Origin of the sequence: Bradyrhizobium lablabi (genome assembly GCF_001440475.1) — a bacterium.
Taxonomy (GTDB): Bacteria; Pseudomonadota; Alphaproteobacteria; order Rhizobiales; family Xanthobacteraceae; genus Bradyrhizobium; species Bradyrhizobium lablabi.
This window is the reverse complement of record NZ_LLYB01000071.1, coordinates 396,480-408,238: the sequence shown is the minus strand read 5'-3', so window position 1 is coordinate 408,238 and position 11,759 is coordinate 396,480. Positions and strand designations below refer to the sequence as shown.

Below are 11,759 nucleotides of genomic sequence, written 5' to 3'. Positions count from 1 at the left end.
CGGCGTTCCGTGCGGCACCCCCGCCGCAGCGCCCAGCCATGGTCCCACACGCCCCGCCGCGTATCGCCGCCCCATCGCGACCACAGGCCGCACCGCGCATTGCAGCGCCGCGGCCCGAGATCCATCGTGCCGCGCCGCCGCAGCGACCGGCCATGACGAGACACAACGAGCCACGCATCGCCGCGCCATCCCGTCCGAGCCCATCGCCAGCTGTGGAGGGACGGCCGTCGCGGAAGGAACAGATCGAAACGCGCGCGCAGCAGCGCGAGCAGCACATCCAGCAGCGACAGCAAATGGTGCAGCAACGGCAGCGTGAGGTGCTGTCGCGCCAGAGCACGGAGCGCCAGGGCCGCATTGATCGCTTGCAGCAGCGTGTGCAGCAATTGCAGTCGCAAAAGCCGGAAGGCCGCCGGGCGCAACGCGCGCAGGAGCGGTTGCTGCAGACACAGAGCCGCCTGCTCCAGCGCGAACAGCGCATGCAGCAAAGCGATCAGGCGCGCCTGCAGCGGCTGGGACCATTGCCTTCTGAACGATCCACCGCGACAGCCGCCGCGCAGGCAGCAGCCCGCGGGCGATTTGCCGCGCAGTTCCGCAGCAACGATGCCCTGCAGGCCCGAGCGGCACTCACGGCCCGGGAGAACGGCTGGGCTCCGCGCCACGCCTGGCGGCGCGGTCACCGCGCAGCGTTTGTGGCCTGGCTCGGGCCGGTATTCTGGCCCTACGCCTATTCCGACATTTTTGAATATACGTTCTGGCCCGCCGCCTACGACCCCGGCTATTGGGCCTACGCTTACGACGACTTCGTCGACACGGTGTTCTGGGGTACGGACAGCCCCTATTCCGCTTACGCCCGATATCCGGAACCAGGCGCTGCCATCACCGATTATCGCGCGCGCGGACGCGCGAGCGTGAGCCCACAGGCTCTCCGGCAATTGTGCGGTAGCCCGGACAAGGGCGTGACCGCTTGGCCGATCGCAGAGATCACACGGGCGGTGCGGCCGACGCCCGAACAGCGCGCTTTGCTCGATGAACTGAAGACCGCCGCGGCAAAGGCGGCCGATGCGTTCAAGGAATCCTGCGTCGATTCCTATGCGATGACACCCCCCGCTCGCCTGCGGGCAATGACGAACCGCGTCAGCGCAACGCTCAACGCAGTAAAGATCGTACGGCCGGCACTCGAGCAGTTCTATAATTCGCTGAACGACGAGCAAAAGGCGCGCTTCAACGCGCTCGGCCCCGATGTCGGCGAGCGCTCGCGACAGCAGAAGCCGCAGGAAGCCAGTACTCAAGCCGAGGCCTGCGGCGACCCGAAATCCAGCCTCACGCAACTACCGATCGAGCGGATCGAGGCCGTGATACGTCCCGCAGGCGAGCAAAAGGAAGCGCTCGACCGCTTAAGCGACGTGACCAAGAAGGCGGTTGCAGGGCTGCAAGCTGCCTGCCCGGACGACGTGCCGCTTACCCCGGTTGGGCGGCTGGACGCGATGGAGAAGCGGCTCAAGGCCATGCTCGAGGCAGCCGATTGGGTGCAGGAGGCGTTGGACAAGTTCTATGCCACGCTGGGCAATGAGCAGAAGGCGCGCTTCAATACGCTGCAACAGACCGCAAGCCCCTGACCGCAACTTTGGCCCCTTGCCTGACGAGGTGATCGAATGAGGCGATGGCAATCCATTGTTCCGCTCACACGACCAACATCCAGCCGGCAAGACAGATGTGTGCGGCACCGGCGCAGGTTGCTCCTGATCATGGCATTGATCGGAACGGCGTACATGCTTGCGTCGCCTTCCGCCCTGCCTCAGACGTCGCAAGGCACCGAGGACTCCTCAGGCCAACAGGCGTTCAACAACGCCTGCCGGACCTGCCACATGGTGAAGGAGGGCGACAACCGGCTCGGCCCCAACCTGTACAAGATCGTCGGCCGGAAAGCAGGATCGCTGCCGGACTATGCATTTTCCGGCGCGATGAAAGAGGCCGGCTTTGTCTGGGACGAGCAGAAGCTCGACCGCTTCATTGCAAACCCCGATGAGGTCGTACCCGGCAACAGCATGAAGCCGTATGGCGGCCTCTCATCAAGCGACGACAGAAAGAGGATCGTCGCCTTCCTTGCCCAACCGCGATAACGGCGCAACGCGCAGCCAGCGCGCCGATCAATTCCGGCTCGCGCGCAGCAGCGCTAGTTTCCTGCAGTATTGAAGCGGGAGAGATCGCAATCGCGCTCGGCATATGTTACGCGCCGCAGCCCCTCGCGATCTTCGATCACGGTCGGCCGGCAGCGTTCGTTCCATGCCGCCTGGCCCGCTTCATCGGCCTTCAGATCTTCGGCCGTCCGGGGCGTGACCTTCATGGTGCCGCTGCCGCCGACGTAAAAACTGCTTTTCAGTCTGTACGGCGTGGCGTAGGCATTGGCCGCAGCCCGGGCGGCCGCTGCAGCCCATGCCGCTTCGACAGCCCGGGCGGCATCCGCCGTCTGCGCGGACGCGAACGATACCGAAGCGACGACAATCGAGATTGCGATGAACACGCGCATTGATACTGCCTCTTGAATAAATGCCGTGCGTCAGCAATGGCCGACAAGCATTGAGGCGTCGTAAAGCGGCGTGACTAACCGGATCGCAATTTGGTCGATAAAGATTTAGCTGTCTTTCGGGCGCAGCAAGGCCACGGCATCACCGGGCGAAAGCCCGGGATGCTCCTCGCTGATCGCGAGGAGCGGAAGCAGCAATTATTCGCTGCGTCCGAACTCGCAACCCTTGCGGGCGTAAACCAGGCGGACCACGCCTTCATTGTCGTAGGTGCGCTTCGGCTTGCAGAACGCTTCCCACTTCTCGATGCTGGCGCGCCTTGCCTTTTCGTCTTCCAGCTCCTGCGCCGGGTTGCGCACCGGATCGTCGAGAAAGGACTTCGTGCAAACACTGCCAAAGTAGATGCTGTGGGTGCAGCGGGTCACGATCTGCCAGGCTTGCGCCGAGGTCGAAAGCAGGGTGAGGGTCGCAATTGCGTAAAGGATTTTCATGTTGTCGCTCATCGTTCGCGGAGAAATTCTCCTTACCGATTAGCTAACGCCGCAGCGCGCACAGGCGCAACGGTAACCCTTTGTTAATCTAAATAGCCGCGCAAAAGGTTAAATCTGGAACCGCGCGCTGTCTCCTGGCGCGACACTATCACAACCAGAAGGCGTGTCAGTTCACATACGAGACAACACCGTCCGTCATTGAGACAGCGAACGAGCGACCTCGATCGACCGCCGCTAGACCACCGTCCGATGCCGCTCGATGCAGGTCTTCAAAACCTCGTCCATCGGCCTCGCCCACCAGTCGTTGGAGAAGATTTCGATCTCGGAATAGCCGGCAAAGCCCTGCGCCTCGACCGCTGCTCGCGCGGATTTGATGTCGATGACGCCATCACCCATCATGCCGCGGTCGTTGAGGATGTCTCTTGTCGGCACCAGCCAGTCGCAGACGTGAAACGCGAGCAGCCGATCCTTTCCGGCGCGCGCGATCTGCGGCATCAATTCCGGATCCCACCAGATGTGATAGACATCGAGCGCGACACCGAGCGCGCCGGTGCGCTGCGGATCGAGCTGGTCGCAAATATCCAGCGCCTGCTTCGTCGTGTTCACGCAGGCGCGGTCGGCGGCGTAGGCCGGATGCAACGGCTCGATCGCAAGCGGCACGTTTGCCTGTTTTGCGTACTCCATCATTTCGGCAATGGCGTCATGGACCTGCGTGCGTGCTGCGACGATGTCCTTCGAAATAGCGCTTCCCGGCCGCGAGTACTGCGGCAGGCCGCCGACGACAAGCACGATGCATGGCGCGCCCAGCGCCTTGGCCTCGTCGACGGCGCGGCGGTTGTCGTCGCGCGCCTCGATGCGGTGCGCAGAGTCCGCCGTGAACATGCCGCCGCGGCAATAGCCCGAGAGTTCAAGGCCCGCGTCGCGCACCGCGCGCACGGCGCGGTCGAGGCCGATGGCTGCGACCTGGTCGCGCCAGGGATCGATGGCGCGGATACCGTGTCGCGCACAGGCGTCGATGATGGCGACGAGATCGCCCTGCTTGCGTACCGTTGCCGTATTCAACGACAGCCAACGATGGTCGGAAGAAAAATCACGCATCAGGGTTCGATGCCGCGCGTTGCCAGCACCGTCTTCATGCGCCGTGTCGCCAGGTCAGGGTTGGAGAGCAAGCCCGCCTTGTCGGCAAGCCGGAACAGTTCGGCCAGATGCAGCGTCGAGCGCGTGCTCTCCTGCCCGCCGACCATGGTGAAATGGTCCTGATGGCCGTTGAGATACGCCATGAACACGATGCCGGTCTTGTAGAACCGCGTCGGCGCCCGGAAGATATGGCGCGAGAGCGGCACGGTTGGCCCCAAAACGTCGTGGAAGCCGGCTTCGTCGCCGGCGGCGAGGCGCGACAGCGCATAGGACGCCGCCGGCGCGATCGCGTCGAAGATACCGAGCAGCGCGTGGGAAAAGCCCTGCGCGTCGCCCGCGATCAGTTCGGCATAATTGAAATCGTCGCCGGTATACATCTTGACGTTCTTGTCGAGGCGACGGCGCATGTCGATCTCGCGCTGCTTGTCGAGCAGCGAGACCTTTACGCCGTCGACCTTGGCCGCGTTGGCGTTGATGATGGCGACCGCCGTATCCATCGCCTTGTCGAGGTCGGCCGTGCCCCAATAACCTGCCAACGCCGGATCGAACATGTCGCCGAGCCAGTGGATGATCACGGGCTCGCGCACCTGCGACAGCACGCGGTTATAGACCTTGGCGTAGTCGTCGGCGCTGCGACCGAGCTTTGCCAGCGCCCGCGAGGCCATCAGGATGATGCGGCCGCCGGCCTTCTCGACCGCGGCGATCTGCTCCTCATAGGCGCGGATGACGTCGTCGATCGACTTCGCATCCTCCACCGCGAGGTGATCGGTGCCGGCGCCGGAGAACACCAGCGCACCGCCCCTTGCCTGCGCAGCCCTCACCGAGCGCTGGATCAATTCCAGCGAGGTTGGCCAGTCCAGCCCCATGCCACGCTGCGCGGTGTCCATCGCTTCGGCAACGCCAAGGCCGAGATCCCAGACGTGCTCTCGGAACGCAATAGTGCGATCCCAGTCGATCGCGGATGTCAGCCAGGGATCATTATCGACAAACGGATCGGCCACCACATGCGCGGCGGAGAAGGCCACGCGGTTCAGCGGGCTTTGGAGCTTTGCCGGAAACGTCCGCGACGCAGCGAGGCGATAGGTCTCGATCAGGCCGCCAACGGTCGGCAATTTCAGAGAAAGCGACGACATCGGCAGGACAGGCTTGTTCACGGCTAGGCCTCCTCACACCTTGATCGGGGCAACGTCGATCCAGCGCCGCTCGCGCCAGCTTTGCAGCGCGCATTCGGCGAGCTGCACGCCCTTGGCGCCTTCCAGCAGCGTGAACTTGTAGGGCGCGTCCTCGCAGACGTGGCGGATGAACATCTCCCACTGCTCCTTGAAGCCGTTGTCGTAGACGACGTTCTCCGGAACCTTCTGCCAGTCGGCATAGAAATCATGGGTGCGTTTCTCGTCCGGATTCCACACCGGCCGCGGCGTTGCCTGCCGCGCCTGGATCACGCAGTCGGTCAGGCCCGCCACGGCCGAGCCATGGGTACCGTCGACCTGGAAGGTGACGAGATCGTCACGATAGACCCGCGTCACCCAGCTCATGTTGATATGTGCGATCACCCCGCCCTTGAGGCGGAAGGTGGCATAGGCGGAGTCATCGGCGGTCGCCGTGTACTTCTTGCCCTTCTCGTCGAAACGCTCGGGAATATCCGTCGTGCCGAGACAGGAAATGCTCTCGACCTCGCCGAAGAGATTGTCGAGCACGTAGCGCCAGTGGCAGACCATGTCGAGGATGATGCCGCCGCCGTCCTCGCTGCGGTAATTCCACGACGGCCGCTGCGCCTCCTGCCAGCCGCCCTCGAACACCCAATAGCCGAACTCGCCGCGCACCGAGAGCATGCGGCCGAAGAAGCCGGAATCGCGCAGGAAAGCGAGCTTCTTCAGGCCCGGCAAAAAGAGCTTGTCCTGCACCGTGCCGTGCTTGACGCCCTTGGCGTTGGCGAGCTTCAGCACCGCGATAGCTTCTTCGAGATTAGTCGCAATCGGCTTCTCGCAATAGACGTGCTTGCCGGCCTCGATCGCCTTGGTCAGCAGAGACGGACGTGCCTGCGTGGTCGCGGCGTCGAAGAAAATCGTGTCGTTCTTGTCCGCGAGCGCCTTGTCGAGATCGGTCGACCAGCGCTCCACATTGAAGCGCTTGGCGAGCTTCTCCACCTTCTCCGCGTCCCGCCCGATCAGGATCGGGTCGGGCAGCATGCGGTCGCCGTTGGACAGCAGCACGCCGCCCTGGTCGCGGATCGCGATGATGGAGCGGATCAGATGCTGGTTGAGCCCCATCCGGCCGGTCACGCCGTTCATGATCAGGCCGAGGCGTTTGGTCGTCATACTGCTTTCTCCAGAGGAATTTTGGCTGTGGGCTCCGCGAGCGGCGACATCTCGGACCAGTCCGGATGCACGGCAGTGGCGAAGCCCGGTGTGGTCAGCGATCCCGTCAGGAGGTCGCCGTCATGGATCGCGAGCCGGATTTTTCCGCCGTCGCGGGCATAGAGATCGGCATGGCCTGCGAGAAACGCTTCCGCCTCGGGGGCGGGCGTATCGCCAAAGCCATCGACATAGTGGTGGCCGTTGCGCTCGGCATGGGTGGCGCCGATCAGTGCACCGAGTGCAAGATCCTGCTGCACGGCAAGGCCGGCCTGGCAGGTGAGATCTTCGCCCGCGACAAAACACTTTTCGCCGGCAGTGCTCCATTTGGCCGCACGCGTGGCGTTGATGACAGACTTGTAGATGCCTTTGCAGGATTTCGAGGAGATACCGCGATAGCCGAGCGCCCGCGCCACGGGGAATGCGTCGTAGGAATCATCGGCTTCGTCGACGATGAAATCGCGCCGCGCCAGCGCGCCGAGCGGAGATGCCTTTGTGATGTCCCGCGGCATCGGCTGTTCGATATAGAGCAGCTTTTGCGCGATCGGTTGCAGCGCTGCCTCGCGGTCGAGCCGCTCGATCAGCCCGCTCAAAACCGGAAGATCGGCATACTGCTCGTTGGCGTCGAGCGTGACACGGTAATCGTAGGGCAGCGTCGCGAGTTCCTTGCCGATCCGGCTCAGGCGATCTGCATCGTGCGCCGGGTCGCCGTTGAGCTTCAGCTTGAAATAGCGTGCACCGGCGTTTTCGCTGATGTCGGCAACACCGCCCTCGCTTTCCACCTTGTCGTCCATGCCGACCGTGTGCCGGATCGCTACGCGCTCCAGCCGCTTGCGGCCCGTGAGAAACCGCGCCACGTCATCATCGCCGAGATCGCGCGACAGCCGCGCATCGACGCCGGCAATATTGGCCGCCATGCCATCGAAGAAGTTGGCACCGGTGCAACGCAGCAGCGCATCCAGGATCGCCTTGTCGATCTCGGCCGAGCCGTACGCTGCGGCCAGCGGCGGGATATCCTCCCTGGCGCAGGCCTCGATCTGTGCGCCGATACAGGCGGCGTGCAGGCCGAATGCTGTCTCAAACGCTGTATGCGCGAGATAGAAATCCCGCGCGATCATCAGCGAGCGCCGCAACTCGGTGACGGTCTCTTGCGGCGTAAGATGCGGCCGCTTGTCGAACCATTTCGGCACCAGAAATTCGGCGCTGGCGCCAACTGCGCTGCCCTTGCCTTCGACCTCGATCTCGACACGCACGAATGCCTGCGGCGTTGCGTTGATGACGACCGCGCCGAACCGGAACGGCCGGGCAAAGGTGACCGGACGTTCGAAGAAAGCGATGTCCTTTACAACCAGGCGATACGGCATCAAGCCAGCTTTCAGTCCAGTGCGCTCTGGGTGAAGAAGTGTTTGCGAATCCGCTGCACCAGTTCGGTGAAGGCGGGATCGGCCATCGCGTCCAGCGAGCGCGGGCGCGGCAGCGGCACGTCGTAGATCGCGGCGATCGCGCCGGGCCGCTCGGTCATGACCAGCACGCGGTCGGCGAGAAACACGGCCTCCGGTATCGAATGCGTGATCAGCAGGACGGTCTTGCCGGTTTCGCGCTGGATGCGCATCAACTCGACATTCATCCTCTCGCGCGTCATGGCATCGAGTGCGCCGAACGGCTCGTCCATCAGCATGATCTTGGGATCGTGCACCAGCGCGCGGCAGATCGAGGCACGCTGCTGCATGCCGCCGGACAATTGCCACGGCAGTTTCTTTTCGAACCCTTCGAGACCGACCAGTTTCAGAAGCGCTTTCGCCCGCGGCAAATATTCGTCGCGCGGCAGCTTCTTCATGTCAATCGGCAACATCACGTTGGAAAGGATGTTGCGCCACGGCAGCAGCAGCGCGTTCTGGAACACGATGCCGACATTACCGTGCGGCTTCGTCACTCTCTCGCCTTCGACCAGGATTTCGCCCGTCGAGGGCGCCAGCAGCCCGGAGATCATCTTGAGCAGCGTGGACTTGCCGCAGCCGGACGGGCCGACCACGACGAAGAACTCGCCCTCGTTGATGTGGAAATCCAGTGGCCGCAGCGACGGCACATCGCCGTCGCGCGATCGATAGGTCTTCGAGACGCCGGACAGCGTGATGCCCGGCGCCGCGTTACCGGCGCGATCCGACACCAGCCGCAGATGCGCGGCTGGCTGGTCGAACTCGGTCGGTTTGGTCGCGGGGTTCATTCAGGTAAGTCCATTCAGTGACAACGAACCGTCATTGCGAGGAGCGAAGCGACGAAGCAATCCACACATGCTTGCTGCTCCATGGATTGCTTCGCTGCGCTCGCAATGACGGGACTTCTTCCGGAGTATCCGCTCACGAGCCGCCCTGCGGCAGGTAGTCGTTGGTATAAAACGCCTTCGGATTGTCCTTGGCCTTGGCATCCAACCCGCCATACTCGACCATCAGGTTGACCGTGTCGGTCATGTTCTGGTCGGTCACCTGGAACGGCCGCTTGTTCTTGGTTTCGGCCGTGCGGTAGAGCGGGATCGTCAGTTCAAAGCCCTGCGTCAGCGTCTCGATCTTGCCACCCTTCGGATTGGCGTCGAGGATCGACTGCGCCGCGCCCTTGGCGTCCTTCTCGGCGGCTTCGACCGCCTTGGTCGTCGCCGACATGAAGCGCTTGACCAGATCGGCATTGGCCTTGACGAACTCGGTGTTGGCGACGACGCCCGAGCAGACCATGTTGATACCGTAGTCGGCGAACTTGATCGCGTTGACGTCCTTGCCGGTCGCGTCCTTGATCTTCATCGACTGGTCCATGACGTAGCCGAGCAGAAGGTCAGCCTGGCCGTTGATGACGGCGTTCAGCTTGGTCTGGCCGTCGCCGGCGACTGTCTGGAAATCGCTTTCCTTCAGGCCGGTCTTCTTCAAAAACAGCGGCCAGATCTGCGTCATCGAGTCGGCCGGCGTGATCGCCACCGTCTTGCCCTTGATGTCCTCGGGCTTCTTGATGTTCTTTTCGACAAAGCCCATTGCCGACATTGGGCTGGTCTGCAGCAATACGCCGGTGGCGACGATCGGCGCGCCCTTCACGGCCGCGCGCATCATGGTGGGCACGTCGACATAGCCGAAATTGGCGGTCTTGGCCGCAACGGCCTGCGTGGTCGCCGCCGAGCCGCGGCCTTCCTGGATCTCGAGGTCGATGCCCTCGGCGGCATAGATGCCCTTGGCCTTGCCGTAATAGAACGGCGCGTGCTCGCCATAGACATACCAGTTCAGCATCAGCACGACCTTGTCGGCGGCCGATGCCGGAAGCACCGAAAGCGCGGTCCAGATCAGCGCGGCCGAAACCGCGGCTATCACTCGTATCATGGTCATCCTCCCGTTCGTGTTGTTGCGACCCTTGGGCGGGTGGCGCTTGTTGGCTTAGGAAGCAAAAATGATGTCGTCGCGCTGACTGACATGCCAGGGAATTACGAGCCGTTCGATGCGGTCGACGATCCAGAACAGCACCACGCCGAGCAGCGCCAGGATCACCAGCGCGGCGAACATCGTCGGCAGATCGAACGTTCCGATCGAGCGCTGCATCACATAGCCGATGCCGGAATTGGAGCCGACGAACTCGCCGACCACGGCGCCGACCACCGCGAGCGTGATCGAGACTTTCAGTCCGGAGAAGATCGCCGGCATCGCGTGCGGCAGGTTGACGGCGCAAAATACGCGGAAGCGGCTGCCCTGCATGGCGCGCGCGAGATCGACCATGTCAGGGTCGACCGACTTGAAGCCCTGCACGGCTGAAACGACCACCGGGAAAAACCCGAGCAGGAACGCCGAGATCACTTTCGGGATGATACCGAAACCGAACCAGACCACGAACAGCGGCGCGATCGCGATCTTCGGCACCGACTGCGAGAATACCAGCAGCGGATAGATATAGCTTTCGACCGTCTTCGATCCCGCGATCAGCATGGCGACGGGAATGCCGAACACGGCCGACAACAGAAAGCCGCAGATGGTGGCGTAGGTGGTGGGCCAGGACTGCCGCAGCAGTTCCGGCCATTCGGTCCGCAGCACCGCCACGACGTCGCCGGGCGCCGGGATCTGATAGGCCGGGATCTGGAACAGGCGGATGGTGACGTCCCACATCACCACGATGAACAGCAGGAACAAGAACGGCCGCACCCACGCCGCATTCAGCGCTTTCGACAAGCCACTCTCGGGCTTCAGCTCGGCCACATCCCCCTCCCTGTCGATCTTCTTTTCGGGCGGGAAATTAACTCGTTGGATAAATACTGGCAAGCGGGTTTTCGTGCGGCAATTTGCGCTTCCGCCGTCGCTTCTGCGAAAGCAGGAACCCATAACCCCCGACGCTAATTGTTACAGCAGGATCAAGGACTACCGCCTCGAATCGAGGGCCGCGGCGCATGGTCCCTGCGCCCGCAGGGACGACAAGAGTCACACCGGCTGATGTGCCGGCGCGCGAGCGCCCTGGCCTGCGGCCTTGCCGAAATCCGCGGTCGATTTTCCGGTCAGCGCCGCCAGCACCAGCGACACCATGTGCGCCAGCCGCTCGTCCCTCGCCTCCTTTTTCAGGAGGTCGCGGCCGAAGATCACCGACAGCGTGGCGCTGTTGGAGAGATAGAAGAAGCACAGCGCCGCAATCGAGATGTAGAGCTGCACTGGATCGACGGCGACGCGGAAATCGCCGCTTTCGACGCCGCGCGTCACCACGGTGCGGATCATCTCGACGAATGGCGAGTGCATCGATTTGACCTTGGTCGAGCGCTTCAGATGGCGCGCTTTGACGAGGTTTTCGGTGTTGAGCAGCGCCAGGAATTCCGGATTGCGGAGGAAGTAGTTCCAGGTGAAGTCGATCAGCCGCTCGATCGCCTCGGGCGGATCGAGATGTTCGAGATCGAGCTCACGTTCTTCGGAACGGATCTTCTCATAGGCGCCTTCGAGCACCGTGAGATAGAGGTCTTCCTTGTTGCCGACGTGGTAGTACAGCATGCGCTTGTTGGCGCCGGCATTGGCCGCGATGCGATCGACCCGCGCGCCGGCGAGGCCATGAGCGGCGAATTCCTGCTTGGCGGCCTCGAGAATGCGAATCCGCATCCCCTCCGGGTCCCGCTGCCATTTCTGAACGCGTTTTGCCTTTGCCAAATCAGTCGCCCGATGGTGGTGCAGAGCAAGCTGTAGCATGCAGGGGGCAGTTTGAGAATGAATCGTGCCGCGTTTCCTTCACCCTCCCCTTGAGGGGGAGGGTCGGCT

The 11,759-nt window shown here is 63.1% G+C and carries 13 protein-coding genes; 2 read left to right on the top strand and 11 right to left on the bottom strand.

All coding sequences use genetic code 11. The annotated features are described in order from the left end of the window. On the bottom strand, positions 1-485 hold a 485-nt coding region (locus CQ14_RS46465; RefSeq protein ID WP_245320407.1), incomplete at its 3' end, for a hypothetical protein. On the opposite strand from CQ14_RS46465, the gene CQ14_RS19270 reads away from it, so the two are divergent. Both CQ14_RS19270 and CQ14_RS19265 read left to right on the top strand, forming a co-directional pair. Beyond that, positions 477-1,616, top strand: coding sequence for a Spy/CpxP family protein refolding chaperone (locus CQ14_RS19270; RefSeq protein WP_245320406.1), 1,140 nt, complete (start codon positions 477-479; stop codon positions 1,614-1,616). The two genes, CQ14_RS46465 and CQ14_RS19270, sit on opposite strands and share 9 nt — an antisense overlap. Before the next feature lie 153 nt (positions 1,617-1,769). Beyond that, a complete protein-coding gene (locus tag CQ14_RS19265; protein ID WP_245320405.1) occupies positions 1,770-2,120 on the top strand; it encodes a c-type cytochrome in 351 nt (116 codons plus the stop codon). 53 nt (positions 2,121-2,173) lie between these two features. Here the strand turns inward: CQ14_RS19265 and CQ14_RS19260 are convergent, their stop codons facing one another. From CQ14_RS19260 to CQ14_RS19215, 10 genes are all read right to left on the bottom strand, one after another. Beyond that, complete coding sequence (locus CQ14_RS19260) at positions 2,174-2,527, bottom strand: hypothetical protein (protein ID WP_057859391.1); 354 nt, start codon at positions 2,525-2,527, stop codon at positions 2,174-2,176. A 195-nt stretch (positions 2,528-2,722) separates the two neighbouring features. After that, positions 2,723-3,013, bottom strand: coding sequence for a hypothetical protein (locus CQ14_RS19255; protein WP_156435142.1), 291 nt, complete (start codon positions 3,011-3,013; stop codon positions 2,723-2,725). A 234-nt stretch (positions 3,014-3,247) separates the two neighbouring features. Next, entirely contained in the window at positions 3,248-4,111 is an 864-nt protein-coding gene (locus CQ14_RS19250; RefSeq protein WP_057859389.1) for a sugar phosphate isomerase/epimerase family protein, read from the bottom strand. Then, positions 4,111-5,304 carry a dihydrodipicolinate synthase family protein gene (locus CQ14_RS19245; RefSeq protein WP_057859388.1) on the bottom strand — a complete coding sequence of 398 codons (1,194 nt, stop codon included), beginning with the start codon at positions 5,302-5,304 and terminating at the stop codon, positions 4,111-4,113. Before CQ14_RS19245 ends, CQ14_RS19250 begins: the two co-directional genes overlap by 1 nt. Before the next feature lie 12 nt (positions 5,305-5,316). Next, positions 5,317-6,468 (bottom strand): Gfo/Idh/MocA family protein, encoded by a 1,152-nt coding sequence (locus CQ14_RS19240; protein WP_057859387.1) that lies wholly within the window; start codon positions 6,466-6,468, stop codon positions 5,317-5,319. Then, positions 6,465-7,868 (bottom strand): enolase-like domain-containing protein, encoded by a 1,404-nt coding sequence (locus CQ14_RS19235; protein ID WP_057859386.1) that lies wholly within the window; start codon positions 7,866-7,868, stop codon positions 6,465-6,467. The genes CQ14_RS19240 and CQ14_RS19235 overlap by 4 nt, the downstream gene beginning before the upstream one ends. An 11-nt stretch (positions 7,869-7,879) precedes the next feature. Beyond that, positions 7,880-8,728 (bottom strand): ABC transporter ATP-binding protein, encoded by an 849-nt coding sequence (locus CQ14_RS19230; RefSeq protein ID WP_057859385.1) that lies wholly within the window; start codon positions 8,726-8,728, stop codon positions 7,880-7,882. A 133-nt stretch (positions 8,729-8,861) separates the two neighbouring features. Continuing rightward, positions 8,862-9,860 (bottom strand): ABC transporter substrate-binding protein, encoded by a 999-nt coding sequence (locus CQ14_RS19225; protein WP_057859429.1) that lies wholly within the window; start codon positions 9,858-9,860, stop codon positions 8,862-8,864. 54 nt (positions 9,861-9,914) lie between these two features. Beyond that, positions 9,915-10,724, bottom strand: a complete 810-nt coding sequence (locus CQ14_RS19220) for an ABC transporter permease (protein ID WP_057859384.1) — start codon at positions 10,722-10,724, stop codon at positions 9,915-9,917. Positions 10,725-10,943: 219 nt separating this feature from the next. Further along, complete coding sequence (locus CQ14_RS19215) at positions 10,944-11,603, bottom strand: TetR/AcrR family transcriptional regulator (RefSeq protein ID WP_057859383.1); 660 nt, start codon at positions 11,601-11,603, stop codon at positions 10,944-10,946. Positions 11,604-11,759 lie beyond the last annotated feature (156 nt).

Excerpts from the sequence above, each read along its gene's own strand:
- CQ14_RS19270 (WP_245320406.1), top strand. The coding sequence starts at position 477 with ATGCAGCAAAGCGATCAGGCGCGCCTGCAGCGGCTGGGACCATTGCCT.
- CQ14_RS19265 (WP_245320405.1), top strand. The coding sequence starts at position 1,770 with ATGCTTGCGTCGCCTTCCGCCCTGCCTCAGACGTCGCAAGGCACCGAG.
- CQ14_RS19260 (WP_057859391.1), bottom strand. The coding sequence starts at position 2,527 with ATGCGCGTGTTCATCGCAATCTCGATTGTCGTCGCTTCGGTATCGTTC.
- CQ14_RS19255 (WP_156435142.1), bottom strand. The coding sequence starts at position 3,013 with ATGAAAATCCTTTACGCAATTGCGACCCTCACCCTGCTTTCGACCTCG.
- CQ14_RS19250 (WP_057859389.1), bottom strand. The coding sequence starts at position 4,111 with ATGCGTGATTTTTCTTCCGACCATCGTTGGCTGTCGTTGAATACGGCA.
- CQ14_RS19240 (WP_057859387.1), bottom strand. The coding sequence starts at position 6,468 with ATGACGACCAAACGCCTCGGCCTGATCATGAACGGCGTGACCGGCCGG.
- CQ14_RS19235 (WP_057859386.1), bottom strand. The coding sequence starts at position 7,868 with ATGCCGTATCGCCTGGTTGTAAAGGACATCGCTTTCTTCGAACGTCCG.
- CQ14_RS19230 (WP_057859385.1), bottom strand. The coding sequence starts at position 8,728 with ATGAACCCCGCGACCAAACCGACCGAGTTCGACCAGCCAGCCGCGCAT.
- CQ14_RS19225 (WP_057859429.1), bottom strand. The coding sequence starts at position 9,860 with ATGATACGAGTGATAGCCGCGGTTTCGGCCGCGCTGATCTGGACCGCG.
- CQ14_RS19215 (WP_057859383.1), bottom strand. The coding sequence starts at position 11,603 with ATGCGGATTCGCATTCTCGAGGCCGCCAAGCAGGAATTCGCCGCTCAT.